Annotated in this window: 26 protein-coding genes; 18 read left to right on the top strand and 8 right to left on the bottom strand. The window is 66.2% G+C overall.

Annotation, left to right across the window (positions count from 1 at the left end):
• Window positions 1–68 precede the first annotated feature (68 nt).
• The 5 genes from nusA to typA are packed head-to-tail and all read left to right on the top strand — an operon-like array spanning window position 69 to window position 7636.
• A complete protein-coding gene (gene nusA / locus ACF8LI_RS04320; RefSeq protein ID WP_016448885.1) occupies window positions 69–1556 on the top strand; it encodes a transcription termination factor NusA in 1488 nt (495 codons plus the stop codon).
• A 23-nt stretch (window positions 1557–1579) separates the two neighbouring features.
• Window positions 1580–4435, top strand: a complete 2856-nt coding sequence (infB, locus tag ACF8LI_RS04315) for a translation initiation factor IF-2 (protein WP_016448884.1) — start codon at window positions 1580–1582, stop codon at window positions 4433–4435.
• 6 nt (window positions 4436–4441) lie between these two features.
• Window positions 4442–4813: a 30S ribosome-binding factor RbfA gene (rbfA, locus tag ACF8LI_RS04310; protein ID WP_016448883.1), complete on the top strand. Its 372-nt coding sequence runs from the start codon at window positions 4442–4444 to the stop codon at window positions 4811–4813.
• 4 nt (window positions 4814–4817) lie between these two features.
• Window positions 4818–5783 carry a tRNA pseudouridine(55) synthase TruB gene (gene truB / locus ACF8LI_RS04305; protein WP_392412153.1) on the top strand — a complete coding sequence of 322 codons (966 nt, stop codon included), beginning with the start codon at window positions 4818–4820 and terminating at the stop codon, window positions 5781–5783.
• 23 nt (window positions 5784–5806) lie between these two features.
• Window positions 5807–7636 carry a translational GTPase TypA gene (typA, locus tag ACF8LI_RS04300; RefSeq protein WP_034364351.1) on the top strand — a complete coding sequence of 610 codons (1830 nt, stop codon included), beginning with the start codon at window positions 5807–5809 and terminating at the stop codon, window positions 7634–7636.
• Window positions 7637–7759: 123 nt separating this feature from the next.
• Here the strand turns inward: typA and ACF8LI_RS04295 are convergent, their stop codons facing one another.
• Entirely contained in the window at window positions 7760–8650 is an 891-nt protein-coding gene (locus tag ACF8LI_RS04295) for a LysR family transcriptional regulator (protein WP_034364354.1), read from the bottom strand.
• 83 nt (window positions 8651–8733) lie between these two features.
• Here ACF8LI_RS04295 and ACF8LI_RS04290 point away from each other — a divergent pair, with 83 nt between their 5' ends.
• From ACF8LI_RS04290 to ACF8LI_RS04275, 4 genes are all read left to right on the top strand, one after another.
• Window positions 8734–9930, top strand: coding sequence for a CaiB/BaiF CoA transferase family protein (locus ACF8LI_RS04290; RefSeq protein ID WP_392412151.1), 1197 nt, complete (start codon window positions 8734–8736; stop codon window positions 9928–9930).
• Window position 9931: 1 nt separating this feature from the next.
• A complete protein-coding gene (locus ACF8LI_RS04285) occupies window positions 9932–10429 on the top strand; it encodes a MaoC family dehydratase (protein WP_392412149.1) in 498 nt (165 codons plus the stop codon).
• Between the two features lie 42 nt (window positions 10430–10471).
• Window positions 10472–11485, top strand: a complete 1014-nt coding sequence (locus tag ACF8LI_RS04280) for a tripartite tricarboxylate transporter substrate binding protein (protein ID WP_061287777.1) — start codon at window positions 10472–10474, stop codon at window positions 11483–11485.
• 153 nt (window positions 11486–11638) lie between these two features.
• Window positions 11639–12730, top strand: a complete 1092-nt coding sequence (locus ACF8LI_RS04275; RefSeq protein ID WP_392412147.1) for an enoyl-CoA hydratase/isomerase family protein — start codon at window positions 11639–11641, stop codon at window positions 12728–12730.
• Between the two features lie 75 nt (window positions 12731–12805).
• Here the strand turns inward: ACF8LI_RS04275 and ACF8LI_RS04270 are convergent, their stop codons facing one another.
• Window positions 12806–13471 (bottom strand): TetR/AcrR family transcriptional regulator, encoded by a 666-nt coding sequence (locus tag ACF8LI_RS04270; RefSeq protein WP_016452376.1) that lies wholly within the window; start codon window positions 13469–13471, stop codon window positions 12806–12808.
• Window positions 13472–13627: 156 nt separating this feature from the next.
• Between ACF8LI_RS04270 and ACF8LI_RS04265 the strand changes: the two genes are divergently transcribed.
• Window positions 13628–14323 (top strand): DAPG hydrolase family protein, encoded by a 696-nt coding sequence (locus ACF8LI_RS04265; RefSeq protein ID WP_016448874.1) that lies wholly within the window; start codon window positions 13628–13630, stop codon window positions 14321–14323.
• A gap of 15 nt (window positions 14324–14338) precedes the next feature.
• On the opposite strand, the gene ACF8LI_RS04260 is transcribed toward ACF8LI_RS04265, so the two are convergent.
• The 4 genes from ACF8LI_RS04260 to smpB form a co-directional block, all read right to left on the bottom strand.
• Window positions 14339–15175, bottom strand: a complete 837-nt coding sequence (locus ACF8LI_RS04260) for an anti-sigma factor (RefSeq protein ID WP_034364362.1) — start codon at window positions 15173–15175, stop codon at window positions 14339–14341.
• A 10-nt stretch (window positions 15176–15185) separates the two neighbouring features.
• The gene (locus ACF8LI_RS04255) at window positions 15186–15719 is read right to left on the bottom strand and encodes an RNA polymerase sigma factor (RefSeq protein ID WP_016448872.1); all 534 of its coding nucleotides are present in this window, start codon (window positions 15717–15719) and stop codon (window positions 15186–15188) included.
• Between the two features lie 30 nt (window positions 15720–15749).
• Complete coding sequence (locus tag ACF8LI_RS04250) at window positions 15750–16166, bottom strand: hypothetical protein (protein ID WP_016448871.1); 417 nt, start codon at window positions 16164–16166, stop codon at window positions 15750–15752.
• A gap of 109 nt (window positions 16167–16275) precedes the next feature.
• Entirely contained in the window at window positions 16276–16749 is a 474-nt protein-coding gene (gene smpB / locus ACF8LI_RS04245; RefSeq protein WP_016448870.1) for an SsrA-binding protein SmpB, read from the bottom strand.
• Window positions 16750–16917: 168 nt separating this feature from the next.
• Here smpB and ACF8LI_RS04240 point away from each other — a divergent pair, with 168 nt between their 5' ends.
• Window positions 16918–17370, top strand: a complete 453-nt coding sequence (locus ACF8LI_RS04240) for a type II toxin-antitoxin system RatA family toxin (RefSeq protein WP_016448869.1) — start codon at window positions 16918–16920, stop codon at window positions 17368–17370.
• Entirely contained in the window at window positions 17363–17707 is a 345-nt protein-coding gene (locus ACF8LI_RS04235) for an RnfH family protein (protein ID WP_046240362.1), read from the top strand. The genes ACF8LI_RS04240 and ACF8LI_RS04235 overlap by 8 nt, the downstream gene beginning before the upstream one ends.
• Before the next feature lie 19 nt (window positions 17708–17726).
• Here the strand turns inward: ACF8LI_RS04235 and ACF8LI_RS04230 are convergent, their stop codons facing one another.
• Entirely contained in the window at window positions 17727–18281 is a 555-nt protein-coding gene (locus ACF8LI_RS04230) for a DUF4124 domain-containing protein (protein ID WP_034364364.1), read from the bottom strand.
• 84 nt (window positions 18282–18365) lie between these two features.
• Between ACF8LI_RS04230 and guaB the strand changes: the two genes are divergently transcribed.
• Window positions 18366–19841 carry an IMP dehydrogenase gene (gene guaB / locus ACF8LI_RS04225; RefSeq protein ID WP_013803023.1) on the top strand — a complete coding sequence of 492 codons (1476 nt, stop codon included), beginning with the start codon at window positions 18366–18368 and terminating at the stop codon, window positions 19839–19841.
• Window positions 19842–19954: 113 nt separating this feature from the next.
• On the opposite strand, the gene ilvD is transcribed toward guaB, so the two are convergent.
• On the bottom strand, window positions 19955–21649 hold the full coding sequence (gene ilvD / locus ACF8LI_RS04220) for a dihydroxy-acid dehydratase (RefSeq protein ID WP_047474146.1): 1695 nt from the start codon (window positions 21647–21649) through the stop codon (window positions 19955–19957).
• Between the two features lie 93 nt (window positions 21650–21742).
• Between ilvD and ACF8LI_RS04215 the strand changes: the two genes are divergently transcribed.
• The 5 genes from ACF8LI_RS04215 to ACF8LI_RS04195 all read left to right on the top strand — a co-directional run.
• The gene (locus ACF8LI_RS04215) at window positions 21743–22672 is read left to right on the top strand and encodes a LysR family transcriptional regulator (protein WP_238002971.1); all 930 of its coding nucleotides are present in this window, start codon (window positions 21743–21745) and stop codon (window positions 22670–22672) included.
• Between the two features lie 140 nt (window positions 22673–22812).
• A complete protein-coding gene (locus ACF8LI_RS04210) occupies window positions 22813–23091 on the top strand; it encodes a type II toxin-antitoxin system Phd/YefM family antitoxin (protein WP_012204855.1) in 279 nt (92 codons plus the stop codon).
• Window positions 23088–23522: a type II toxin-antitoxin system VapC family toxin gene (locus ACF8LI_RS04205; protein WP_012204856.1), complete on the top strand. Its 435-nt coding sequence runs from the start codon at window positions 23088–23090 to the stop codon at window positions 23520–23522. The genes ACF8LI_RS04210 and ACF8LI_RS04205 overlap by 4 nt, the downstream gene beginning before the upstream one ends.
• A gap of 31 nt (window positions 23523–23553) precedes the next feature.
• Window positions 23554–25170, top strand: a complete 1617-nt coding sequence (guaA, locus tag ACF8LI_RS04200; protein WP_392412142.1) for a glutamine-hydrolyzing GMP synthase — start codon at window positions 23554–23556, stop codon at window positions 25168–25170.
• A 301-nt stretch (window positions 25171–25471) separates the two neighbouring features.
• Window positions 25472–26131: tyrosine-type recombinase/integrase (locus ACF8LI_RS04195; protein WP_392412140.1), on the top strand; the 660-nt coding region annotated here is incomplete at its 3' end.

Here is a 26131-nt window from a genome sequence, read left to right as displayed (position 1 = left end):
GTCGAATCATTGGGGCAGAAGGGCATTGCCATCCCCTTTCTGCGTGATTGAAATAGGAGAGTCGTCGCATGAATCGCGAATTGTTGATGTTGGTAGAAGCCATTTCGCGCGAAAAGAACGTGGAGCGCGATTTGGTGTTCGGTGCAGTGGAATCGGCCCTGGCCCAAGCCACGAAGAAGCTGTACCAAGGTGAAGTGGACATCCGCGTGGCCATCGATCGCGACAGCGGTAACTACGACACCTTCCGCCGCTGGCTGGTGGTGCCCGATGATGCGGGCCTGCAAAACCCCGATGCCGAAGAAATGCTGATGGACGCACAGGACCGCGTCCCCGGCATCTCCGAAGGCGAGTACATCGAGGAAGAGATCGAGTCGGTGCCCATTGGCCGCATCGGTGCGATGGCGGCCAAGCAGGTCATCCTGCAAAAGATCCGCGATGCCGAGCGCGAAATGCTGCTCAACGAGTTCCTGTCGCGCGGCGACCGGATCTTCACGGGCACGGTCAAGCGCATGGACAAGGGCGACATCATCGTCGAGGCCGGCCGTGTCGAAGGACGCCTGCGCCGCAGCGAAATGATCCCCAAGGAAAACCTGCGCAACGGCGACCGCGTGCGGGCCATGATCATGGAAGTGGACGCCACGCTGCGCGGCGCGCCCATCATCCTGTCGCGTTCGGCGCCGGAGTTCATGGTCGAGCTGTTCCGCAACGAAGTGCCCGAGATCGAGCAGGGCCTGCTGGAGATCAAGAGCTGCGCTCGCGATGCCGGCAGCCGCGCCAAGATCGCCGTGCTCAGCCATGACAAGCGTGTCGATCCCATCGGCACCTGTGTCGGCGTGCGGGGCACCCGCGTCAACGCCGTCACCAATGAATTGGCTGGCGAGCGCGTGGACATCGTGCTGTGGTCCGAGGACCCCGCACAGTTCGTGATCGGTGCGCTGGCTCCGGCCAATGTGTCGTCCATCGTTGTGGACGAGGAAAAGCACGCCATGGACGTGGTGGTTGACGAGGAAAACCTCGCCATCGCCATCGGCCGTGGCGGCCAGAACGTTCGCCTGGCTTCCGAGCTTACCGGCTGGAAGATCAACATCATGGACGCGGCTGAGTCTGCGCAAAAGCAGGCGGACGAGTCTGCCGTTGCGCGCCAGCTGTTCATGGAAAAGCTCGATGTGGACGAGGAAATCGCCAACATCCTCATCGAGGAAGGTTTCGAGACCCTGGAAGAAGTGGCCTACGTGCCGCTGCAGGAAATGCTCGAAATCGAGGCGTTCGACGAAGAGACGGTGAACGAGCTGCGCACCCGTGCGAAGGATGCCCTGCTGACGCAGGAAATCGCGCACGAGGAAAACGTGGGCAAGGTGTCGCAGGATCTGCTGACGCTCGAGGGAATGACTCCGGAGATCGTGGACAAGCTGGCCGAGGCCAATGTGCACACTCGCGACGATCTGGCCGATCTGGCCATCGATGAGTTGACCGAGCTGACCGGGCAGACCGAGGAAGAAGCGAAGGCTTTGATCATGAAGGCGCGTGAGCACTGGTTCACCGAAGGGCAAGAGTAAGGTCAGGGAGGTTCAGAGCATTTATGTCCAGTAATACGGTTGCCGAGTTTGCAAAAGAGCTCAACAAGACCCCTGACACGTTGCTGCAGCAGCTCAAGGCTGCAGGCGTCGCCAAGGACAACGCATCGGATGCGTTGACCGACGGCGACAAGCAGCAACTGCTCAGCCATCTGCAGGCCAGCCACGGAAGTGGCGCCAAGAAGATCACGCTGACCAAACGGTCCACCAGCGAGATCAAGCAGGCCGATTCGTCGGGCCGCGCCCGCACCATCCAGGTGGAAGTGCGCAAGAAGCGCACCTTCGTCAAGCGCGACGAGGCCGCCGAAGGCGCCTCCGACCCCGCTGCCGTTGCGGCTGCCCAGGAGCAGCGCGCGGCGTCGGAGCGCGAATCTCAGGAATTGGTGCGCCGCGAAGGGGAAGCACGTCGCCAGGCCGAAATGATCGGCCGGGAGGAGGAAGAATTGGCACAGCAACGCCGTGAGCGCGAAGAGCGCGAGCTAGTCCAACAGCGCGAGCGCGAAGCCGAAGAGCGCGCAGCCGCCTATGCGGCTGCCGAAGCCGCAAAGATTGTCGAGGCCAACCGCGCTAAGCAGGAAGCCTCGCGCGAGCAGGCTGCCGGCCAGATAGCGCGCGCCGAAGCCCAGCTCGCGGCACGCGCCAAGGCCGAGGAAGAGTCCAAGGCCCGTGCGGCCGAGGAAGCCGAACGCGCCAAGGATCTGGAAGACCGCCGCCGCAAGGCGCTGGCCGAAGCCGAAGCCATTCGCGCCATGATGGCCGCGCCCAAGAAGGTGCTCGTGGCCAAGAAGCCCGAAGAGCCCAAGCCCGTGGCAAAGCCTGCAGCGCCTGCTGCCGCCGATGCCAAGAAGACCACGCTGCACAAGCCCGCTGGCACGACCGCCGGCGGAGCCGGTGCGCGCGCGCCTGCCGGCGCCGGCAAGGAAGTCAAGTCCGCCAAGCTCTCCTCGAGCTGGGCCGGCGATGGCAAGAAGAAGGAAATCAAGACCCGTGGCGACAGCTCCGGTGGCGTGGGCGGCCGTTCCAACTGGCGCGGCGGCCCGCGTGGCGGGCGTCGTGGCAATGACCGCAATGACGGACAGCACCAGAGCGCGGCAACGGAATTCCGCGCCATCGAAGTACACGTGCCCGAGACCATCACCGTGGCCGAGCTGGCGCACAAGATGTCGGTCAAGGCATCCGAGCTGATCAAGGTGCTGATGAAGATGGGCCAGATGGTCACCATCAACCAGCCCCTGGACCAGGACACGGCCATGATCGTGGTCGAGGAAATGGGCCACACCGCCAAGGTCGCTGCGCTGGACGATCCCGAAGCCTTCACGGCCGAGGAAGTGTCCCAGCAGGAAGCTGCCCAGGAGTCGCGCGCCCCCGTGGTCACCGTCATGGGCCACGTGGACCACGGCAAGACCTCGCTGCTGGACTACATCCGCCGCACCAAGGTTGCGTCGGGCGAAGCCGGCGGCATCACCCAGCACATCGGTGCCTACCATGTGACGACGCCCCGCGGCATCGTCACCTTCCTGGACACCCCGGGCCACGAGGCCTTCACGGCCATGCGTGCCCGTGGTGCCCAGGCCACCGACATCGTCATCCTGGTGTGCGCTGCCGACGACGGCGTGATGCCCCAGACCAAGGAAGCCATCAAGCACGCGAAGGCGGCGGGTGTGCCCATCGTGGTTGCCATCACCAAGGCCGACAAGCCCGATGCCAACCTCGACCGCGTCAAGCAAGGCCTTGTGGCCGAGCAGGTGGTGCCTGAAGAGTACGGCGGCGAGTCCCCGTTCATCGCCGTGTCGTCCAAGACCGGCCAGGGCATCGACGAGCTGCTGGAGCAGGTCCTGCTGCAGGCCGAAGTGCTGGAGCTGACCGCTCCCGTGGAAGCCGCTGCCAAGGGTCTGGTCATCGAAGCGCAGCTGGACAAGGGCCGCGGCCCCGTGGCCACGGTGCTGGTGCAGTCCGGCACGCTGAAGGTGGGCGACGTGGTGCTGGCAGGCCAGACCTACGGCCGCGTGCGCGCCATGCTGGACGAAGACGGCAAGCAGACCAAGTCCGCTGGCCCCTCCATCCCGGTGGAAATCCAGGGTCTGTCCGACGTGCCCCAGGCCGGCGACGACTTCATGGTGCTGCAGGACGAGCGCCGCGCCCGCGAAATCGCGACCTACCGCGCCGGCAAGTTCCGCAACACCAAGCTGGCCCGCCAGCAGGCTGCCAAGCTCGAGAACATGTTCGCCGAAATGGGTGCGGGCGAGGTCCAGACCCTGCCCATCATCGTCAAGGCCGACATGCAGGGCTCGCAGGAAGCACTGGGTGCATCGCTGCTCAAGCTCTCCACCGAAGAGATCCGCGTGCAGCTGGTCTACTCGGGCGTGGGCGGCATCAGCGAGTCCGATGTGAACCTGGCGCTGGCCTCTAAGGCCATCATCATCGGCTTCAACGTCCGGGCCGATGCCCAGGCGCGCAAGACGGCCGAGAGCAACGATGTGGACCTGCGCTACTACAACATCATCTACGACGCCGTCGAAGAGGTGAAGGCAGCGATGTCCGGCATGCTGGCTCCCGAGCGCAAGGAAGAGATCATCGGCATGGCCGAGATCCGTACCGTGTTCGTGGCGTCGAAGATCGGCACCGTGGCTGGCTCGTACATCACGCAAGGCCAGGTTACGCGCAATGCGCATTTCCGCCTGCTGCGCGAGAACGTGGTCATCTACACGGGCGAGATCGAATCGCTCAAGCGCCTGAAGGACGACGTCAAGGAAGTCAAGGAAGGCTTCGAGTGCGGTATCAAGCTCAAGAACTACAACGACATTCGCGAAGGCGACGTGCTCGAAGTGTTCGAGATCAAGGAAATCGCGCGCTCGCTGTAATTCGACATGGCAACACGCAAGTCCGCTGCGCCGAACCGCAGCTTCAAAGTCTCCGACCAGATCCAGCGGGATCTGGCGGAGCTGATCGCACGCGAGTTGAAGGACCCGCGCGTGGGCATGGTGACGCTGCAAAGCGTGGAGGTGACTCCGGACTATGCCCACGCCAAGGTTTACTTCAGCCTGCTGATCGGCGATCCGCAGGAGACGCAGGACGCCCTGAACCAGGCCGCAGGCTTCCTGCGCAACGGCCTGTTCAAGCGCCTGCACATCCATACCGTGCCCACGCTGCACTTCATCTACGACCGCACCACCGAGCGTGCGGCCGACATGAACGCCTTGATCGCCAAGGCCGTCTCCTCGCGCGGGAAGGAAGAGTAGCCCCATGAACGCGCCACGCACAAGGGTGCAGCGGCGCCCTGTGCATGGGGTGTTGCTGCTCGACAAACCGCTGGAGCTGTCCAGCAACGACGCCTTGCAGAAGGTCAAGTGGTTGCTGCGCGCCGAAAAGGCCGGACACACCGGCACGCTGGACCCGTTGGCCACCGGCGTGCTGCCGCTGTGCTTCGGTGCGGCGACCAAGTTCAGCCAGTTGCAGCTCGAAGCTGCCAAGACCTACGAGGCGATTGCGCGCCTGGGCCAGACCACGACCACGGCCGATGCCGAGGGCGAGGTGCTGCGCGAGCGCGCCATCGATCCCGCCGCCCTCACGGCCGAGCGGCTTGCCGCCGTGCAGGCGCAGTTCACGGGCCCCATCCGCCAGGTGCCGCCCATGTACAGCGCGCTCAAGAAGGACGGCAAGGCTCTTTATGAATATGCGCGTGCCGGCATCGAAGTCGAGCGGCCGGCGCGCGAAGTGACAATCCACGCACTGGAGCTTTCGCTGACGCAAGACAGCCAAGGCCAGCCGGCGATCCGGATGCTGGTGACCTGCAGCAAGGGCACCTATATCCGCACGCTGGCGGAGGACGTGGGAGAGGCCCTGGGCTGCGGCGCGCACCTGCGCGCGCTGCGCCGTATCGACACTGGCGGGCTGGGTGTCGAGCGCTGTATCTCGCTGGAGGCGCTGGCCGCCATGGGCGAGGACGAGCGTCTGCAGCAGTTGCAGCCTGTCGATGCCTTGCTGGCCAGCCACGCGGCTGTCACGCTGGGCGAGCAAGATGCGGCCCGTTTTCTCACGGGCCTGCCCCGCAAGGGCGCTTGGGCCGATGCCGAGGCGGTGGCTGTGTATGGCGAAAACCCCCAGGCTCTGCTGGGGGTGGGGCGTGTGGTGCGTGGGGAACTCATCCCCGCCCGCCTGCTCAGTTCACTGGAAATTCAACAGATTTTGGAAGACACGCCGCGCCCATGACGCAGCGGCAATGGGAAAACACTATGAGCAAACAAATCCGCAATATCGCGATCATCGCCCACGTGGACCACGGCAAAACCACCATGGTGGACCAGCTGCTGCGCCAATCCGGAACCTTCGCCGAACACGAGAAAGTCGTGGACACGGTGATGGACAACAACGCCATCGAACGCGAGCGTGGCATCACCATCCTGGCCAAGAACTGCGCCGTGAGCTGGAACGACACGCACATCAACATCCTCGACACACCCGGCCACGCGGACTTCGGCGGTGAAGTGGAGCGTGCCCTGTCCATGGTCGACGGCGTGGTGCTGCTGATCGACGCGCAGGAAGGCCCCATGCCCCAGACGCGCTTCGTGACCAAGAAGGCGCTGGCCCTGGGCCTGAAGCCCATCCTCGTGGTCAACAAGGTGGACAAGCCCGGCGCGCGTCCCGACTACGTGGTCAACGCCGCGTTCGACCTGTTCGACAAGCTGGGTGCCACCGACGAGCAGCTGGACTTCCCCGTGGTGTACGCCTCGGGCATCAACGGCTGGACCTCGCTGGAAGAAGGCGCTCCGGGCGAGCAGTGGGGCCCCGACATGTCGGCCCTGTTCGACACCATCCTGAAGCACGTGCCTTCGGTCAAGGGCGATCCCGCCGCTCCGCTGCAAATGCAGATCTCGGCGCTGGACTACTCCACCTTCGTGGGCCGCATCGGCGTGGGCCGCATCACCTCCGGCACCCTCAAGCCTTCGACCGACGTGCTGGTCATGGAAGGTCCTGACGGCAAGAGCTACAAGGGCCGCATCAACCAGGTGCTGAAGTTCCAGGGCATCGACCGCGTGCAGGTGACCGAAGCCGGCCCCAGCGACATCGTGCTGGTCAACGGCATCGCCGACCTGGGCATGGGCGTCACGCTGACCGACCCGCTGAACCCCCAGCCGCTGCCGATGCTCAAGATCGACGAGCCCACGCTGACCATGAACTTCTGCGTCAACACCTCGCCGCTGGCAGGTCGTGAAGGCAAGTTCGTGACCAGCCGCCAGATCTGGGACCGCCTGCAAAAGGAACTGCGTTCCAACGTGGCCCTGCGTGTCAAGGAAACCGACGAAGACGGCATCTTCGAAGTGTCGGGCCGCGGCGAACTGCACCTGACCATCCTGCTGGAAGAAATGCGCCGTGAAGGCTACGAGCTGGCCGTGTCCAAGCCCCGCGTGGTCTACCGCGACGTGGACGGCGTGCGCCACGAGCCCATCGAGCTGGTGACGGCCGACATCGAGGAAGGCCACCAGGGTGGCGTGATGCAGGCCCTGGGCGAGCGCAAGGGCGAGCTGGTCAACATGGAACCCGATGGCCGCGGCCGCGTGCGCCTGGAATACCGCATTCCTGCGCGTGGCCTGATCGGCTTCACCAACGAATTCCTGAACCTGACCCGTGGTTCCGGCCTGATCTCCAACATCTTCGACAGCTACGAGCCGCACAAGGGCGAAATCGGCGGCCGCAAGAACGGTGTGCTGATCTCCATGGACGAAGGCGAAATCTTCACCTACGCCCTGGGCAAGCTGGACGACCGTGGCCGCATGTTCGTCAAGGCCAACGATCCCGTGTACGAAGGCATGATCATCGGCATCCACAGCCGTGACAACGACCTGGTGGTCAACGCCACGCGTACCAAGCAGCTGACCAACTTCCGCGTGTCCGGCAAGGAAGATGCCATCAAAATCACGCCCCCGATCGACCTGTCGCTGGAATACGCGGTGGAATTCATCGAGGACGACGAGCTGGTGGAAATCACCCCCAAGAGCATCCGCGTGCGCAAGCGCCACCTGTCCGAGAACGAGCGCAAGCGCGCTTCGCGCGCAGGCGCATAAGCGCCGTGGCGCCGAGGGCGCGCGCAAGCCAGCCGGCTTCGTCGCCCTGATTGTCAAAGGCCGCATCCGCGGCCTTTGTCTTTTCTGCGGCGGCTTCTGCCACGCCGTCCGCCAGGCCGTCCGTCAGGCATTCAGCCGCAGCAGCAATTCGCGCAGGCGCTGGCCGGCCGCTGCGCTCTGGTGCGGGTTGAGCGCCAGGGCCAGGCCGATGGAGGGCAGGGTCCCAGCGTCTTGCAGCGTGCGGAACACCACGCCCGGCGTGCTGCCCTTGGCCACGACGGCCGGCACCAGGGCCACGCCCAGGCCCGCGCCCACCAGGCTGACCAGGGTCTGGGCCTGCACCGCATGCTGCTTGACCTGGGGCATGAAGCCCGCGTTCTGGCAGGCCAGCACCACCAGCGCATGCAGGCCGGGCACTTCGCTGGGGCGGTAGTTGATGAAGGGCTGGTCGGCCAGATCCCGCAGCCGCAAGGCGGGCCGCTGCAGCAGCGGGTTGCCTTCGGGCAGTACGGCCACCAGTTCGTCCTTTTCCACGGGCGTGATGGACAGCTCGGTGGCCTGCGTCACCGGGTAGCGCAGCAGGCCGGCATCGAAATCGCCGCTGGCCACCTGCGCGCAGATCTCGCGCGTGGTCGATTCGGTCAGCACCAGGTCGATCAGCGGATATTCGCTGCGAAAGGCCTGCACCAGCCGTGGAATCAGCGAGAACGTGGCCGAGCCTATGAAGCCTATGTGCAGCCGGCCGCGCTCGCCGCTGGCCGTGGCCTGCGAGACCTCCTGCACCTGGCGCGCATGGTGCAGTGCCAGCTCGGCACTTTCCAGGGCCGCCCGGCCTGCCTCGGTCAGCTCCGTGCCCCGGCGGTCGCGCTGGAACAGCTGCACGCCCAGGCTGTCTTCGAGCCGGCGGATGGATTGGGACAGCGGCGGCTGCGACATGTGCAGCTGCTCGGCCGCCTGCCGGTAGTTGAGCGTGCGGGCCAGGGTGACGAAGTGACGCAGTTGGCGCAGGTCCATTGATATCCACCGTGTATCAGCGATGCTGAATTAAGTCTTAGACGCAACTTCAAAGATATCAAATACTGGCTCCCTGAAGCAACATGGAGACCACAGTGCAGGCTGCGTTGACAGGGATTCGGGTGCTGGATCTGTCCAGCGTGGTGTTCGGGCCGCTGGCCAGCCAGGTGCTGGCCGACTATGGCGCCGAAGTCATCAAGATCGAGCCGCCGGCCGGCGACTCCACGCGCCACACCGGCCCGGCCGTGGAGCCCGGCATGGCAGCCATGTTCATGGGCACCAACCGCAGCAAGAAGAGCGTGGTGCTGGACCTCAAGCGGGAAGAGTCGCGCCAGGCCCTGCATGCGCTGCTGGCCACGGCCGATGTGTTCATGCACAGCATGCGCCCGCAAAAGCTGGCCCCGCTGGGCCTGGACCCCGCAACGCTGCGCGAGCGCTATCCGCGCCTGGTCTATGCAGGCCTGCATGGCTTTGGCGAAGACGGCCCCTATGCGGGCATGCCCGCCTACGACGACGTCATCCAGGGCATGAGCGGCCTGGCCGACCTGATGGAACGCCAGACGGGCGAGGCGCGCTACCTGCCCACCATCGCGGCCGACAAGACCTGCGCCCTGGTGGCCGCGCATGCCGTGCTGGCGGCGCTGTTCCAGCGCGAGCGCAGCGGCCACGGCTGCTTTGTCGAAGTGCCCATGTACGAGACCATGGTGGGCTTCAACCTGGTCGAGCATTTCTACGGCATGCACTTCAGCCCCGCGCTCAGCGGCGCAGGCTACCCGCGCGTGATGGCGCCCTGGCGCAAGCCCTACCGAACGCTGGACGGCCACGTCTGCATGATGCCGTACACCAATGCGCACTGGCAGCGCTTCTTCGCCGCCGTGGGCCAGCCGCAGCTGGCCCTGGATGCGCGCTTTGCCAGCCAGGCCAGCCGCACTGCCCACATTGCCGAGCTGCTGGAGACCGCGGGCGAGCATGTGGCGCTGCACGGCACCCAGTACTGGCTGGACACCTGCCAGCGCCTGGAGATTCCTGCCGCCCCGGTGGCACGCATGGACGATCTGCCTGCCGATCCACACCTGCAGGCCACGGAGTTCTTCGTGCCGCTGCACGACGCCGCCATGGGCACGGTGCACCTGCCTCGCTCCTCCGTGCGCATGGATGGCCGGCAGGCGCCCATGGGCATGCCCCCGCGCCTGGGTGAGCACACGGCGGCGCTGCTGGCCCAGGCGGGCTGGAGCGCCGAGCGCATCGCCGGCCTGCAGACCACGCAACAGGAGACATGAGATGACAGTGAACACCCCGCAGCCCCACCCTGGCGCCGCCTGGAACGCCGTGCCCCGCATGGGCCAGGGCTTTTTCTGGCAGGACCTGCAGGTTGGCCAGCAGCTGCGCACCTTCCGCCGCACCGTGACCGAATCCGACCTGGTCGCCTTCATCAACGTCACCGGCATGCTGGAGGCCATCTTCATCGAGGACGGCTATGACGGCGGCGCCATCGCAGGCCGTCCCGTACCGGGCGCGCTGACCTATACGCTGATCGAAGGCTTCATCCTGCAAAGCATGATCCAGGGCACGGGCCTGGCCATGCTGGAGCTGCACCAGAAGATCCTCGGCCCCGTGCTGGTGGGCGACACCATCGAAGCCCTGGTCGAAGTCACCGCCATCAAGCCCACCTCCAAGGGCAACCGCGCCGTCGTCACCTCGCGCATCGAGGTCTTCAACCAGGGCCACCACAAGGTCATGGAGTACACGGCCGTGCGCCTGCTGGCCGGACGCAGCTAGACGGACAAAAGAATTCCCATAACGACACCAGGAGACAACAGCATGGACAAGAAAGGCAACAAGGCCGCAGGCAGACAAGCGCGGCGCAGGGTGCTGGCCGCCGTGGCGGCCTGCATGGCAGCCGCAGCGGCAGTGCCGGGAGCGGCCCTGGCCCAGCAGGCCTGGCCCAGCAAGCCCATCACGCTGGTCGTGCCTTTCCCGCCGGGCGGGCCCACCGACCTGGTGGCGCGCGTGCTGGCCCAGCAGGTCGGCCAGCAACTGGGCCAGACCGTGATCGTGGACAACCGGCCCGGCGCCAACGGCAACATCGGCAACGCCCTGGTGGCCAAGGCCGCGCCCGATGGCTACACCGTGCTCTACAACACCTCGTCCATTGCGCTGAGCCCGTCGCTCTACAAGAAGATGAGCTACGACGTGAACAAGGACCTGATGCCCGTGGCGCTGACGGCCGTGGTGCCGCTGGGCCTGGTGGTCAACCCCAAGCTGCCGGTGAAGAACGTGCAGGAGTTCGTGCGCCATGCCAGGGACAAGGCGGGCCAGCTGTCCTATGGTTCGGCCGGCAACGGCAACGTCACCCACCTGGCGGCCTTCCAGGTCGTGCAGCACTACCAGATCGAGGCCAGCCACGTGCCCTACAAGGGCAGCGCGCCGGCCGACGTGGATCTGGTGGCCGGGCAGATCGACTTCATGACCGACACCATCAACTCCGTCGCTCCCTTCATCAAGGAGGGACGGCTCAAGCTGCTGGCCGTGAGTTCCTCCAAGCGCCTGCCCAACTTCCCCGACGCACCCACGCTGGCCGAAAGCGGCATGTCCGGCTTCGAGGCCGGGGCCTGGCAGGGCGTGATGGTGCCCGCGAAGACGCCAGCCGCCATCATCCAGCGGCTCAACCAGGAGCTGATGCGCGCACTCAAGGACCCGGGCGTGGTCGAGAAGCTGCAGCTGCAGGGCGCCGAAGGACTGGGCTCCACGCCCGAGGAATACGGCGCCTACATCCGCAGCGAGATCAAGCGCTGGGCCGGCGTGGTCAAGAGCACGGGCGTCTCTCTGGACTGAGTGCGCTGCGGTGCGCGGCGGCTGCCCGCCCTGTCGTGCACTTGCGCAAATTGGCACCTGTTTGTCAGGGGTGGGCGCGGATTTTCAGCTATGGTTGCGGCTCATCGCCCCGGGCTGCCGGGGCAGGGCATGCATAGCAACAAGGAGCAAGATATGACGGGAGCTGCCGGCGAAGTCCTCAGCGAAGTGCGGGGCCGCATTGGCATGATCACCTTGAACCGGGCCAAGGCGCTGAACGCGCTGTCGCTGGGCATGGTGCGCGATCTGCTGGCCACCCTGCTGGCCTGGCAAAAGGACGATCAGGTGCTGGCCGTGGCCATCCGCGGCATGGGCAAGGAAGGGGCCTTCGGCGCCTTCTGCGCGGGCGGCGACATTCGTTTTCTGCACGGCGCAGGCAGCACGGGCAATCCGCAGCTGGAGGACTTCTTCACCGAGGAGTACGCGCTCAACCACCTGATCCACACCTTCGGCAAGCCCTACATCGCCTTCATGGACGGCATCGTCATGGGCGGCGGCATGGGCATCAGCCAGGGCGGCACGCTGCGCATCGTCACCGAACGCACCAAGATGGCCATGCCGGAGACGGCCATCGGCCTGTTCCCCGATGTGGGCGGCGGCTACTTCCTATCGCGCTGCCCCGGTCATGCGGGTGAGTGGCTGGCGCTGACGGGCGATGTGATCGGCGCGGCCGATGCGCTGGACTTCGGCCTGGCCGATGGCTACCTGCCCTCGGACCAGCAGCCTGCGCTGTGGGACGCGCTGGCCGGCGGCAGCTTTGCCGATGCAGCGGCCGTCGAGGCCCTGGTGAAGTCGAAGTTCACGGCCCCGGCCAAGCCAGCGGCACAGCCCCGCGCCGAGATCGACCGCGTGTTCGCCCTGCCCACGGTGGCTGCCATGGTGCAGGCACTGGAAGCGGCGGATGGCGAGTGGGCGCAGCACACGGCAGCCACGCTGCGCAAGCGCTCGCCGCTGATGCTGCACGTGGTGCTGGAGCAGATTCGCCGCGCACGCGGCATGACGCTGGCCCAGGACCTGCGCATGGAGCGCGACATGGTGCGCCACTGCTTTTACCTGCGCCCCGGCCAGAGCGAGACCATCGAAGGCATTCGCGCCCTGGCCGTGGACAAGGACCACCAACCGCGCTGGAACCCCGCGCGCATCGAAGACGTGCAGGACGCGCAATGGCGTGCCTTCTTCGACAGCCCCTGGCCCGTGCACTCGCACCCGCTGGCGGCGCTGGACTGATCGCGCGGCGGTTGCTCAAACCTCCAAGGGTTCAAAAGGCCATCCGGCACCGCGCCGGATGGCCTTTTTTTCGGTTCAGCAATCAGCGGGCTCCATGCGGCAGGAATGGCCTGCCAGCAGCCGTACCGCGTCGTCAATGCGCGGGCCCGGATCCCATTCGGGCACGGGCGGCGTCAGGCCCAGGGCCATCTGCCGCAGCGGCTCGGCAATGGCCATGGACAGCAACAGGTCGCAGATGACATCGGGCTGCTCTGCCCTGAGCAACCCCTTCGCGCACTGGCGCCGCAGCCAGTCCACCAGCATGCCGCGGCCGCGCTCTATGCCGTTGCGCTGGTAGACCTCCAGCAACTCGGGCTTGGCGGGGAAATCGGTGGTGAGCAGGCGGAACATCCCCACCGCCTCGGCTGACAGCACGCGCGCGGCAATCACGCGCAGGATCTCGGCCAGCGCCGGAGCCACCTCTGAGGCCGACTGCGCATCGGCCGACAGGGCGGGGCGGAAACCGTCGGTCCAGCTGCGCACCACCAGGGCCACCAGATCCTCGCGGTTGGCGGCAAAGCGGTAGAGCGTCTTCTTGGCCAGCCCCGCGCGCCTGGCCACGGCTTCCATGGTGGTGGCGGCATAGCCTTCGTTGAGCAAGAGCCAGGTGGCGGCGGCCAGGGCGGCATCGTTGGCCTCGTGCTCGGGCCGGGCCGGCCGCCCGCGCGGCCTGGGGGCCGCAGGAGTGATTTCGGATTCCATTGGATTTCTTGTCGTTCCGTTCGGTGTTGTGCAGGGTCGTGCCTGGTTGTGCAGCATTTTGTTACCCGGCTGGGATTATCCGATTGTTTGGAAACGTTATTCGTTTCTTTAATATAAGATGGCTTTTCCTCATCAACCCAGGAACGGAAAACACCCATGAACTCCCATGCCTTCGAGCCCGACATTTCCCGCATCGACGAGCTGCTGCACATCACGCCGCTGCGGCTGGAGACGGGAATCCAGCGCCTGCCCAGCGGCTGTCTGGTGGTGGCCTGCCGCACCGACCTGCACGGCTGCAGCGGCCGCATGCTGGACTGGTGGTTCAAGTTCTTCGAGACCACGCAGCACATCAAGTGGTGGCATCCGCATGACCACATCGCACATCGCGGCTGGGATGCGCAATGGAAGAAGGGCGAGAGCTACATAGGCGCCTCCATCGAGGCCGTGGAGTCCCTGGCCGATATTCCGCCCGTGGCTGCCAGGCTCAAGTTCCATGATCCGCGCGAGCTGTTCGACCCTGCGCAACTGGAGCTGGCCTTTGCCGAAAAACGCGCCTCGGCCGCCGTGTATGCGCGCATCGGCTTCGGCGAGCATGTGCAGCTGGATGCCAGCGGGGACCCGATGGACGGGCAGATGGTGCACCTGGCGCGCGATACGCCCTTTGGCTGCGTGCTGCGCAGCCGCTTCCTGCTGGGGCAGTCCTGCACGGACCCGGCGGCCGAGCTGCCCGACGCGCTGGGCCTGGGCCTGCTGCGCCACTGCTACACGGAGTTCACCTACCTGTCGCGCTTCCTGCCCTCGCTGTACTACGGCGAACATGGCAACGGCGAGGCGGCGCCGCTGCCCTGGTAGCCGTGGCCCCAGGCTTCAAAGCTGCTGGTGCACGGCCGTGGCCAGCTGCAGCAGCCGGTTGCGTGGCAGGGCGCCGCTGAGGGCATAGCCAAAGCCCTGGTCCACCCAGTAGAAGCTGGGCACGGGGCCGTCGCTGCTGAAGCGAAAGGCGGTCTCGCCACGCGTGGCCGGGTCCTCCAGCGCGCCCAGATACAGGGTGATGCGCTCGCCGGCCGCATCCTGGTACATGAACTGGGCGCGTGCGCCGCTGTCGCCGGGCAGCAGCCGGCCGCCCACCAGCTCATAGCCCAGTTCCGTGAGGGCTGGCAGCTTCAGCGGCCGGCCCAGGCGCTTGGAAAGCCATTGCAGCAAATGGGCCTGTTGCGCTGCCTCGACCTCGACCGGGTGGCGCTGCTCGGGCTGGTAGACCGCGTGGGCGACTGCTGCCTGATGGGCGAAGCGGGCAGGTGCGGCAGCGGCCAGCGTGTCCGCCGTTGAGGGTGCCGCAGGCGCTGCCTGCTGCCCGTGCACCAGCCAGCCCAGGCCGAAGGCCAGCAGCCAGCCTGCGGCCATGCCGCCCCAGCGCCACCATTGCTGCTGGCGCTGTTGCAGGCCCTGCAGCTGCTCGGCGGCGGCGCGCATTTCATCGGGCATGGGCGGTTCGCTGCGGGCGCCGTGCAGGGCGCGCAGCAGCTGCCGCTGGCGCTGCCATTGCTCCACGCGTGCTGCGCTGTCTGCATCCAGCTGCTCGCGCAGCGCCTGTGCCTGTGGGGCCGGCAGGCGGTCATCGACCAGGGCATGCAGCTGCTCGTCGGGGGTGGCCGTGGCAGCCGAGACACAGGAGGAGGGGGAGGTGGGGGCGGGGGCAGTCATGGCGGCCTCCTCATTTGAGCCGGCGCAGCGACGGGGCTGCGGCTTGGGGTGCAGCAGTCTGGGCGGGCGAAGCTGCGGGCGGCGCCTCCATCAGCTCGCGCAACCGGGAGCGTGCGCGCGACAGGCGCGACATCACGGTGCCCAGGGGCAGCTGCAGCACGCGCGCCGTGTCGGCATAGCTCATGTCCTCCACGCTGACCAGCAGCAGCACCGCCCGCTGCTCGGCGGGCAGGCGCTGCAGGCAGCGCTCCAGGTCCAGGGCAGCGTCGCTGCTGTCCTCGGGCGCTGCCAGGGACTCGGACAGGCTGTCGATGTCCAGCCACTGCCCTCGTGCGGCAGAGCGCCGCTGGTTCAGGTAGAGGTTGTGCATCAGGGTGAACAGCCAGGCGCGCAGATCGCCATCGGAGCGCCACAGCAGCCATTTGCGGCAGGCGCGTTCCAGCGTGTCCTGCACCAGGTCGTCGGCTGCCCAGGCATCGCCTGCCAGCAGCCGCGCGTAGCGGCGCAGGCCGGGCAGGTGCTCCAGGATCTGGCTGCGGTCCATGGGCAGGTCCGATCGCGCAGGGGGCCGGACTCAGGGGCGTGCGGTATGCCAGACGCCCATGACGCCGTCGCCCGTGGTATCGCCGGCCTTGCCGTCCTTCACCCAGTAGTACAGGGGCTTGCCCTTGTAGGCGATCTGGCTGCTGCCATCGTCGCGCTGGATCACGCTGTAGTTGCCGCCAGAGGGCGCCTGCTTGCCCATCAGGGGCGGCCAGTTGGTCGCGCAGGGGCCATTGCAGACGGACTTGCCACTGCCGGCCGTGTCCTTGTCGAAGGTATAGAGCGTCATGCCGTTGGCGCCGACCAGAATGCCGTTTTGCACGCTGACCGCACTGGGCGGCGTCTGGCCAGAGGCGTTGGCCGCAGGCGCGGAATAGCAGCCTGCCAGGGCCAATGTCAGGGCTGCCGTGAAGGCACAGGTACCAAGTTTCATGCCGAGCTTCTTCATCGCTGTCTCCGGTGCTTGCCGGCGCGCGAAATTGCGGCCGGACACTGCAATGAACACTGGGCCGTGCCGGTTTATTCCGCAGCAGTGCAAAAAAAGCTGCGGATGCCCGTCAACGGTTGAAGCTCTTCATGGCGCGCTCGACCTCGCGCTTGCCTTCGCGGTCCTTGATCACGTCGCGCTTGTCGTGCTCGGCCTTGCCCTTGGCCAGGGCAATGTCGCATTTGACATAGCCGTTCTTCCAGTGAAGGTTGATGGGCACCAGGGTGAAGCCCTTTTGCTCCACCTTGCCGATCAGGCGCAGGATGTCGTCCTTCTTGAGCAGCAGTTTCTTGATGCGCGCCGCGTCGGGGTTGACGTGGGTGGAGGCGGTCTTGAGCGGGTTGATCTGGCAGCCGAGCAGGAACAGCTCGCCGTCCTTGACGATGACGTAGCCGTCCGTCAACTGCACCTTGCCGCTGCGCAGTGCCTTCACTTCCCAGCCGTGCAGCACGATGCCGGCCTCGAAGCGTTCCTCGAAGAAGTAGTTGAATGCGGCTTTTTTGTTGTCGGCGATGCGCGACTGTGTTTCAGGTTTCTTGGCCATGGAGTAATAGATGCGGCGAAAACCTGGAGATGAAAGGTCTCCCTACAATACTGGATTGCCGTCTTCCCGCCGTGCGGGATTTTAGTTTCGCCTTGCCGTCATTGTGACAGCCGGCTGTGCCATGGCGGCGCTGCCGGTGTTTTGCATGCCGTGCAGCCCGCCCCATTCATGAAAAAAGTCAACAAGTCCGTCCTGATCTGGTACAGCCCCCAAGAAATGTTTGCCCTGGTGACGGACGTGGCCCACTATGCCGACTTCCTTCCCTGGTGCGATCAGGCCAGGGTGCTGGAGCAGGACGAGCAGGGCATGACGGCCGAGGTGGGCATTGCATTCGGCGGCATGCGCAAGTCCTTCGTCACGCGCAACACGCACAGCGTGCTCGACGATGGCGGGCGCCAGGTCAGCATCCGCCTGATCAAGGGGCCGTTCTCGCGGCTGGAGGGCAACTGGATGTTCCGCCCCGTGGGCGACGGATCGCAGCGCGCCTGCCGTGTCGAACTGCAACTGGACTACGGTTTCGACAACATGGCCCTGGCCGCCGTGGTCGGCCCGGTGTTCGACCGCATTGCAGGCTCCATGGTCGATGCCTTCATCAAGCGTGCCGAGCAGGTCTATGGCTGAGGCCCAGCCCGCTGTGCGCATCACGCTGGCCTGCAGTGCGCGCGCCGGCGAAGTCGTCGAGCTGTTTCTGCAATTGCCGGCCGGTGCCACGATTGCCGATGCGGTGGCGGCGGCGGGCGGCTGGCAGGCGCTGGGCTTTGCGCAGGCCGGGCCGGCAGGCCTGTGGGGCCGCAGCGCGCCTTTGACGCAAGCCCTGCGCGACGGTGACCGAGTGGAGCTGTACCGGCCCTTGACCGTGGACCCCAAGGTGGCGCGCCGCGAGCGTTTCGCACGCCAGGGCGCTCGGGCCACGGGGCTGTTCCAGCGCCAGAGGCCTGGAGCCAAGGCCGGCTACTGAGCCGGCCCGGATTCGGCGATCAGCGCATTGCGCCGCAATCGGAGGCGATGATGGCGTCGGCGCGCTTGAGTTCCGCATCGCGCGTGGCGTCGTCCATGAAGCCGCGCTCGCCCTGCTCATTCGTGTAGCCCAGCAGGCGGCCCGAAGACAGCGCGGTCTTGGACTGCTTGGCGCGTGCGCAGTTGTCCTGGCGCTGCTTGGCAATCCGTTCCTTTTCCGCCTTGGCCTTGGCGGCCTCCTGGGCTTCGGCCTTGCGCTTTTGCTCTTCCAGGGCCTTGTCGGTGCCTGCGGGCTTGGTGTCCTTGGCGGCTGCGGCAGGTGCTGCCGGTGCCGCGGCGTCCGCCGCAGGCGCCGTGCCTGCATCCGCAGCTGCCGCAGCGGCGGAGGGCGCGGCGGCAGGCGGCGGTGTGCTGCCGCCAGGCTGGCGCAGGATGTTCTTGGCGGGAATGTCAGGAGGCGGTGCGCGGTCGCTGAAGACCTTGCGGCCTGTGGCGTCGACCCATTGCCACTGGGCGGCTGCGGGCAGCGAACAGGCGGCAAGCGTGACTAGCAAAACAAGCTTGATGGCGTGCATGGTGAGTTGGGGATCGGGCCGAATGGCCTACAGCATACATTGTGATCCGGCGCACGGGTACAATCCTTCTTTTGGAGCTCTCACATGCGCCTTCTCGGTAAAGCCCTGACCTTCGACGACGTCCTTCTGGTCCCCGCTTTCTCCCAGGTCCTGCCCAAGGACACTTCGCTCAAGACGCGCTTTTCGCGCAACATCTCCCTGAACATTCCCCTTGTGTCCGCCGCCATGGACACCGTGACCGAGGCGCGTCTGGCCATTGCCATCGCGCAAGAGGGCGGTATCGGCGTCATCCACAAGAACATGACGGCCGAGCAGCAGGCCGCCGAAGTGTCCAAGGTCAAGCGCCACGAATCCGGCGTGGTGCACGACCCCGTGGTCATCACCCCCGAGCACACCGTGCTGCAGGTGCTGCAGCTGTCCGAGAACCTCGGCATCTCGGGCTTTCCCGTCTGCGACGGCGGCAAGGTGGTGGGCATCGTCACCAGCCGCGACCTGCGCTTCGAGACCCGCTACGACGTCAAGGTCAGCCAGATCATGACGCCGCGCGAGCGCCTGATCACCGTCAACGAGAAGGACGGCACCACGCCCGTGGAAGCCAAGGCCCTGCTCAACAAGCACAAGCTCGAACGCATCCTGGTCGTGAACGACGCCTTTGAACTCAAGGGCCTGATCACCGTCAAGGACATCACCAAGCAGACCACCTTCCCCAACGCAGCGCGTGACAGCGCAGGCCGCCTGCGCGTGGCCGCCGCCGTGGGCGTGGGCGAGGGCACCGAGCAGCGCGTGGAGCTGCTGGTCAAGGCCGGCGTCGATGCACTGGTGGTGGACACGGCCCACGGCCACAGCAAGGGCGTGATCGACCGCGTGCGCTGGGTCAAGCAGAACTACCCGCAGGTGGACGTCATCGGCGGCAACATCGCCACCGGCGCCGCTGCGCTGGCACTGGCCGAGGCAGGCGCCGACGCCGTGAAGGTCGGCATCGGCCCCGGCTCCATCTGCACCACGCGCATCGTCGCCGGTGTGGGCGTGCCCCAGATCATGGCCATCGACAGCGTGGCCCAGGCCCTGCAAGGCACGGGCGTGCCGCTGATCGCCGACGGCGGCATCCGCTTCTCGGGCGATATCGCCAAGGCCCTGGCCGCTGGCGCCTCGACCATCATGATGGGCGGCATGTTCGCCGGCACCGAAGAGGCTCCGGGCGAAGTCATCCTGTACCAGGGCCGTTCGTACAAGAGCTATCGCGGCATGGGCTCCATCGGCGCCATGCAGCAGGGCTCGGCCGACCGCTACTTCCAGGAATCGAGCACCGGCAATCCCAACGCCGACAAGCTCGTGCCCGAAGGCATCGAAGGCCGCGTGCCCTACAAGGGCTCCATGGTCTCCATCGTCTACCAGATGGCCGGCGGCGTGCGCGCTGCCATGGGCTACTGCGGCTGCGCCACCATCGAAGAGATGAACAACACGGCCGAGTTCGTGGAGATCACCGCCGCAGGCATCCGTGAATCGCACGTGCATGACGTGCAGATCACCAAGGAAGCGCCCAACTACCGCGCCGACTGACCCAGGGCCAGCGCCTTGGCGCGAGATGGAAAAGAGGTCCGGGCAGCCGCTGCCCGGACCTCTTTTTTTCGTGCGCTCACGAAGCTCAGATGACGAAGCTCAGATGACGACGCTCAAATGGCGAAGTTGTCCAGCACCGCGCCCGAGCTGGCGCTCGATGCGTTGAATGCGAACTTGGCCTGCACGCCCCGCGTGTAGCGTGGCGCGGGGGCCTTCCATGCCGCACGGCGCTGGGCGAGCACGTCTTCGGGCACGTTCAGCTGCAGCTGCAATGCGTGCGCGTCGATGGTGATCGAGTCGCCCTCGTGCACCAGCGCGATGGTGCCGCCCACGGCCGCTTCCGGCGCCACGTGGCCGACCACCATGCCCCAGGTGCCGCCGGAGAAGCGGCCATCGGTGATCAGGCCCACGCTCTCGCCCAGGCCGGCGCCGATCAGGGCGCCCGTGGGGGCCAGCATTTCCGGCATGCCGGGGCCGCCCTTGGGGCCCAGGTAGCGCAGCACCATCACGTCGCCGGCCTGTATCCTGCCGTCGAGGATGGCCGCCAGTGCCGATTGCTCATCGTCGAACACGCGTGCCGGGCCGGTGATGACCGGGTTTTTCAGGCCTGTGATCTTGGCCACCGCGCCTTCCGGGCTCAGGTTGCCCTTGAGGATGGCCAGGTGGCCCTGCGGGTAGAGCGCATCCGAGAGGGGGCGGATGACCTGGGGGTTGGGCGGTTCGTCAGGCACGCCGGCCAGGGTCTCGGCGATGGTCTGGCCCGAGATGGTGATGCAGTCGCCGTGCAGCAGGCCCGCATTCAGCAGGATCTTCATCACCTGCGGGATGCCGCCCGCCTGGTGCAGGTCCACCGCCAGGTATCTGCCGCTGGGCTTGAGATCGCACAGCACCGGCACCCGCTGGCGGATGCGCTCGAAGTCGTCGATGGACCAGGGCACGCCGGCCGCATGGGCGATCGCAAGAAAGTGCAGCACGGCATTGGTGGAGCCTCCGGTCGCCATGATCACCGAGACCGCGTTCTCGATGGACTTGCGCGTCACGATGTCGCGCGGCTTGAGGTCCATCTTGATGGCCTCGATCAGCACCCTGGCGGATTCCTTGGCCGAGTTCTCCTTTTCATCATGGGGATTGGCCATGGTGGAGGAGTAGGGCAGGCTCATGCCCAGCGCCTCGAACGCGCTGGACATGGTGTTGGCGGTGTACATGCCGCCGCACGAGCCCGTGCCGGGAATGGCGTGCTGCTCGATGTCCTTGAGCTCCTGGTCGCTGATCTTTCCCGCGGCGTTCTCGCCGACGGCCTCGAACACGCTGACGATGTTCAGGTCCCGGCCTTTCCACCTGCCGGGCAGGATGGTGCCGCCGTAGACATAGATGGCCGGCACATTGGCGCGCAGCATGCCCATCATGCCGCCCGGCATGTTCTTGTCGCAGCCGCCGACCACCAGCACGCCATCCATCCACTGGCCGCCCACGCAGGTCTCTATGCAGTCGGCGATCACCTCGCGGCTGACCAGCGAGTACTTCATGCCTTCCGTGCCCATGGACATGCCGTCCGAGATGGTCGGCGTGCCGAACACCTGCGCGTTGCCGCCGGCCTCCTCGATGCCTGCGATGGCCGCGTCCGCCAGCCTTTGCAAGCCGGAGTTGCACGGCGTGATCGTGCTGTGGCCGTTGGCCACGCCGACCATGGGCTTCTTGAAATCCTCTTCCTTGTAGCCCATGCCGTAGAACATGGAGCGGTTGGCTGCGCGCGCCTTGCCTTCGGTGATGTGGGCGCTTCGGCGGTTGATCTGGTTCGGCGGGGTCATGGCATGTCTCTCGTTGTGGGGGTTGGATGAGTATGGGCCGACTGATTCATCTGATCCAATCCTATTCATCGGCATGATTGATATGCTGGGCATATGAATGAGCCCCCCATCGATCTGCGCGTCTGGCGGCAATTCCTGGCCGTGGCGGACGAGCTGCACTTCGGCCGCGCCGCATCGCGCCTGCACATGACGCAGCCGCCGCTCACCCAGGCCATCGCCCAGCTGGAGCGCAGCCTGGACGTGGCGCTGTTCGAGCGCTCGAGCCGCCACGTCGCGCTGACGCCGGCCGGCGAGGCGCTTGTGCCGCAGGTGCGTGAACTGCTGGGGCGGGCGGCAGCGCTGCCTGGGATTGCGCGGGCCGCGGCAGCGGGAGAAGTGGGGCGCGTGCGGCTGGCCTTTGTCTCCACCATCGGCTTCACCCGGCTGCCGCTGTGGGTGCGGGACTTCGTGGCAGGCACGCCAGGTGTGGCGCTGGAGCTGGTCGAGGCCACCAGCGATGTGCAGATGGAAGCCTTTGAGCGCGGGCAGATCGATGCCGGACTGATGTTGCATGCCCCCGGGCATGCGCCGGCCGGCCTGGAGCGCCTGGCCGTGGGACGGGAAGCCATGGTGCTGGCCCTGCCGCAGCAGCATGCGCTTGCCGGTGCGGACCGGCTGATGCTCGACGAAGTGCTGGAGCAGCCGCTGGTGATCTTTCCGCGCCGCATCATGCCCTCGCTCCATGACGCGGTGACGGATCTGTACCGACGGCACGGACATGTGCCGCGCATCGCGCAGCAGGCGATACAGATGCAGACCATCGTGAACCTGGTCTGGGGCGGCATCGGCCTGGCCTGGGTGCCCGCCAGCGTGATGCAGTTCTGCAGGCCCGGCGTGGTTTACCGCGAGGCGGTTTTCGCCAGCGCCCGTGCGGGCAGCAAGGCCGTTGCCCTGCCGGTCTGCGAGACCAGCCTGGCATGGCCTGCCGGAGCCATGTCGCCCGCGCTGGCGCGGTTTGTCGGCTTCGTGCGCGAACAGCGCTGAGTGGCGTTCACCGACAGCCCCCCGAGGCAAGGCCGGCGAATATCCGCATGGTTCTGGTCTGAATTTTTGGAAATTCTGGCCAGAATGATAGAATTCGGGCCAGGCCGGACACCAGGCCTGCTTTTGTTTTCAGCCCCGCCATGCAATCTGTCGGCATCTACGAAGCCAAGACCCGTTTCTCCGCCCTGATCGAACTTGTCGAGCAGGGCGAGGAAGTGCGCATCACCCGCCACGGCAAGGAAGTGGTGCGCATGCTGCCGGTGCGCCGCCGCCCCGTGATCACCGACGAGCAGATCGCCCGCGAGCTGGAGCAGATGCAGGCGCTGCAGGCCACGGTGCGGCCAGCCCAGCCGGCCCAGTCGGCACAGGCGCCGGACTCCACCACCCGACTGCGCCACGCAGGCCGGAGCCAGGCATGACCTCCTTCGTGCTCGATGCCTCCGTCACCGCCGCCTGGCTGCTGCCCGATGCCGCCAGCGTGCACACCCAGCGCCTGTATACCCGCATCCGCCGCCATGAAGTGGACCCGCAGGCGCCCAACCTCTGGCAGTGGGAATGCGGCAACCTGATCGCCTCGGGCGTGCACGGCGGCCGCATTCCGCACAGCTCGGTCGAAGGCCTGTGGGGCGTGCTCGAGGCCATCCGCCACCGCGTGGAACTGCACGAACTGGCGCCCGCCCAGCACAAGGCCGTGCTCGACGTGGCGCTGGACACCCGCCTGCCGGTCTATGACGCGGCCTACCTGTGGCTCGCGCAGTCGCTGCGCCTGCCGCTGGCCACCTTTGACGCGGCCCAGGCCGCCGCCGCCCGCAAGCGCGGGCTGGCGCTGCTGGCCCCTGAAGATTTCTGATCCCCTCCCATCACCTTTGCCTGAGATGACCATGCAACACGACAAGATCCTCATTCTTGACTTCGGCTCCCAAGTCACCCAGCTGATCGCCCGCCGCGTGCGCGAAGCCCATGTCTACTGCGAAGTCCACCCCTGCGACGTCAGCAGCGACTGGGTGCGTGAATTCGCCGCCGACGGCCGCCTCAAGGGCGTGATCCTGTCGGGCAGCCACGCCAGCGTCTACGAAGTGGACGACCGCGCCCCCGACGCCGTGTTCGAGCTGGGCATTCCCGTGCTGGGCATCTGCTACGGCATGCAGACCATGGCCACCCAGCTGGGCGGCAAGGTCGAAGGCTCGCACACCCGAGAATTCGGCTACGCCGAAGTGCGCGCCCATGGCCACACCGAACTGCTCAAGGGCATCGAGGACTTCGCCACGGCCGAAGGCCACGGCATGCTCAAGGTCTGGATGAGCCACGGCGACAAGGTCACCGAGCTGCCCCCGGGCTTCAAGGTCATGGCCTCCACGCCGTCCTGCCCCATCGCCGGCATGGCCGACGAGGCGCGCCGCTTCTACGCCGTCCAGTTCCACCCCGAAGTCACGCACACCGTGCAGGGCGCGGCCCTGCTCAACCGCTTCGTGCGCGAGATCTGCGCGGCGAATGCCGACTGGATCATGGGCGACTACATCGAGGAAGCCGTCGCCAAAATCCGCGAGCAGGTGGGTGAGGAGGAAGTCATCCTCGGCCTGTCGGGCGGCGTGGATTCGTCCGTGGCCGCGGCCCTGATCCACCGCGCCATCGGCGACCAGCTGACCTGCGTCTTCGTGGACCACGGCCTGCTGCGCCTCAATGAAGGCGACATGGTCATGGAAATGTTCGAAGGCAAGCTGCACGCCAAGGTCATCCGCGTGGACGCCAGCGACCTGTTCCTGGGCAAGCTGGCCGGCGTCAGCGAGCCCGAGGCCAAGCGCAAGATCATCGGCGGCCTGTTCGTGGACGTCTTCAAGGCCGAGGCCGCCAAGCTCAAGGCCGGCGATGCAGGCCACAAGGGCGCCACCTTCCTGGCCCAGGGCACCATCTACCCCGACGTCATCGAGTCGGGCGGTGCCAAGAGCAAGAAGGCCGTCACCATCAAGAGCCACCACAACGTCGGCGGCCTGCCCGAGCAGCTCGGCCTGAAGCTGCTCGAGCCCCTGCGCGACCTGTTCAAGGACGAAGTGCGCGAACTCGGCGTGGCCCTTGGCCTGCCGCGTGAAATGGTCTACCGCCACCCCTTCCCGGGCCCGGGCCTGGGCGTTCGCATCCTGGGTGAAGTCAAGAAGGAATACGCCGACCTGCTGCGCCGCGCCGACGCCATCTTCATCGAAGAACTGCGCAACTGGACCGACGATGCCACCGGCAAGAACTGGTACGACCTCACCAGCCAGGCCTTCACCGTCTTCCTGCCCGTCAAGAGCGTGGGCGTCATGGGCGACGGCCGCACCTACGACTACGTCGTGGCCCTGCGCGCCGTGCAGACCAGCGACTTCATGACCGCCGACTGGGCCGAGCTGCCCTACGGTCTGCTCAAGAAGGTGTCTGGCCGGATCATCAACGAAGTGCGCGGCATCAACCGCGTGACCTACGACGTTTCGACGAAGCCGCCGGCGACGATTGAGTGGGAGTGAAATCAGGTCCTTCGGGGACTATCGCTACCTATCGAAAATCCGCCGTAACGTGTTGATTTTAAAGGAAATACGTCACGGCAGCTATCGGTGACTATCGCCGGGCAGCGTAACGGATTGACGGTAGAGGTGACGGTAGAAGCCGGAGGCCGGATTAAGACCTCCTTGTTTACTATCGAGACCAAAACGGTCTTTGACGGTAAATCGCTCCTCTGGAAAGCTTGTTTCATGCGGCTTTCCGGGCATCAGCAGGTCTCCTGACCCCTGACGGTAAAAGCCGTCATGAACAGGAGGAAAAACCTCGATGCTTACCGACACCGCACTGCGCAATTTGAAGCCCAATTCCTTGACTTATAAGGCTTCTGACCGCGATGGAATGTACGTGACGGTATCGCCCAGCGGTACCGTCACCTTCCGCTTCGATTACCGTCTCAACGGCCGCCGCGAGACCCTGACCATTGGCCGCTACGGGCCGGCGGGCATTTCTCTGGCGATGGCCCGCGAAAAGCTGCTGGATGCCAAGAAGGCCGTCGCCCAGGGCAAGTCCCCGGCGCATGAGAAGCAGCGCGAGAAGCGCCGCCTGACCGCCGCCAAGAACTTTGGCGACATGACCGCTCAATGGCTGGCTGGCGCCCGGATGGCCGACAGCACGCGAGCGATGCGCAAGAGCATCGTCGATCGGGACATCCTGCCGGCCTTCAAGAACCGCTTGCTCAACGAAATCACCGCCGATGACCTGCGCGCCTTGTGCGGCAAGGTGAAGGGGCGCGGGGCACCAGCCACTGCGGTGCATGTCCGCGACATCGTGAAGCAGGTCTATGCCTTCGCCATCCTGCATGGGGAGAAGGTGGACAACCCGGCGGCCGACGTGGGCGCGGCTTCGATTGCGACCTTCGTGCCCAAGGACCGTGCCTTGTCGCCCTTGGAGATCCGTCTGATGTCGCGGCAGATGGAGTCGGTGGCT

Source organism: Delftia sp. WSY_12 (genome assembly GCF_043104645.1).
GTDB lineage: Bacteria > Pseudomonadota > Gammaproteobacteria > Burkholderiales > Burkholderiaceae_C > Comamonas > Comamonas tsuruhatensis.
This window is presented reverse-complemented; position numbering and strand designations above follow the sequence as displayed.

Excerpts from the sequence above, each read along its gene's own strand:
- nusA (WP_016448885.1), top strand. The coding sequence starts at position 69 with ATGAATCGCGAATTGTTGATGTTGGTAGAAGCCATTTCGCGCGAAAAG.
- infB (WP_016448884.1), top strand. The coding sequence starts at position 1,580 with ATGTCCAGTAATACGGTTGCCGAGTTTGCAAAAGAGCTCAACAAGACC.
- rbfA (WP_016448883.1), top strand. The coding sequence starts at position 4,442 with ATGGCAACACGCAAGTCCGCTGCGCCGAACCGCAGCTTCAAAGTCTCC.
- truB (WP_392412153.1), top strand. The coding sequence starts at position 4,818 with ATGAACGCGCCACGCACAAGGGTGCAGCGGCGCCCTGTGCATGGGGTG.
- typA (WP_034364351.1), top strand. The coding sequence starts at position 5,807 with ATGAGCAAACAAATCCGCAATATCGCGATCATCGCCCACGTGGACCAC.
- ACF8LI_RS04295 (WP_034364354.1), bottom strand. The coding sequence starts at position 8,650 with ATGGACCTGCGCCAACTGCGTCACTTCGTCACCCTGGCCCGCACGCTC.
- ACF8LI_RS04290 (WP_392412151.1), top strand. The coding sequence starts at position 8,734 with ATGGAGACCACAGTGCAGGCTGCGTTGACAGGGATTCGGGTGCTGGAT.
- ACF8LI_RS04285 (WP_392412149.1), top strand. The coding sequence starts at position 9,932 with ATGACAGTGAACACCCCGCAGCCCCACCCTGGCGCCGCCTGGAACGCC.
- ACF8LI_RS04280 (WP_061287777.1), top strand. The coding sequence starts at position 10,472 with ATGGACAAGAAAGGCAACAAGGCCGCAGGCAGACAAGCGCGGCGCAGG.
- ACF8LI_RS04275 (WP_392412147.1), top strand. The coding sequence starts at position 11,639 with ATGACGGGAGCTGCCGGCGAAGTCCTCAGCGAAGTGCGGGGCCGCATT.
- ACF8LI_RS04270 (WP_016452376.1), bottom strand. The coding sequence starts at position 13,471 with ATGGAATCCGAAATCACTCCTGCGGCCCCCAGGCCGCGCGGGCGGCCG.
- ACF8LI_RS04265 (WP_016448874.1), top strand. The coding sequence starts at position 13,628 with ATGAACTCCCATGCCTTCGAGCCCGACATTTCCCGCATCGACGAGCTG.
- ACF8LI_RS04260 (WP_034364362.1), bottom strand. The coding sequence starts at position 15,175 with ATGACTGCCCCCGCCCCCACCTCCCCCTCCTCCTGTGTCTCGGCTGCC.
- ACF8LI_RS04255 (WP_016448872.1), bottom strand. The coding sequence starts at position 15,719 with ATGGACCGCAGCCAGATCCTGGAGCACCTGCCCGGCCTGCGCCGCTAC.
- ACF8LI_RS04250 (WP_016448871.1), bottom strand. The coding sequence starts at position 16,166 with ATGAAGAAGCTCGGCATGAAACTTGGTACCTGTGCCTTCACGGCAGCC.
- smpB (WP_016448870.1), bottom strand. The coding sequence starts at position 16,749 with ATGGCCAAGAAACCTGAAACACAGTCGCGCATCGCCGACAACAAAAAA.
- ACF8LI_RS04240 (WP_016448869.1), top strand. The coding sequence starts at position 16,918 with ATGAAAAAAGTCAACAAGTCCGTCCTGATCTGGTACAGCCCCCAAGAA.
- ACF8LI_RS04235 (WP_046240362.1), top strand. The coding sequence starts at position 17,363 with ATGGCTGAGGCCCAGCCCGCTGTGCGCATCACGCTGGCCTGCAGTGCG.
- ACF8LI_RS04230 (WP_034364364.1), bottom strand. The coding sequence starts at position 18,281 with ATGCACGCCATCAAGCTTGTTTTGCTAGTCACGCTTGCCGCCTGTTCG.
- guaB (WP_013803023.1), top strand. The coding sequence starts at position 18,366 with ATGCGCCTTCTCGGTAAAGCCCTGACCTTCGACGACGTCCTTCTGGTC.
- ilvD (WP_047474146.1), bottom strand. The coding sequence starts at position 21,649 with ATGACCCCGCCGAACCAGATCAACCGCCGAAGCGCCCACATCACCGAA.
- ACF8LI_RS04215 (WP_238002971.1), top strand. The coding sequence starts at position 21,743 with ATGAATGAGCCCCCCATCGATCTGCGCGTCTGGCGGCAATTCCTGGCC.
- ACF8LI_RS04210 (WP_012204855.1), top strand. The coding sequence starts at position 22,813 with ATGCAATCTGTCGGCATCTACGAAGCCAAGACCCGTTTCTCCGCCCTG.
- ACF8LI_RS04205 (WP_012204856.1), top strand. The coding sequence starts at position 23,088 with ATGACCTCCTTCGTGCTCGATGCCTCCGTCACCGCCGCCTGGCTGCTG.
- guaA (WP_392412142.1), top strand. The coding sequence starts at position 23,554 with ATGCAACACGACAAGATCCTCATTCTTGACTTCGGCTCCCAAGTCACC.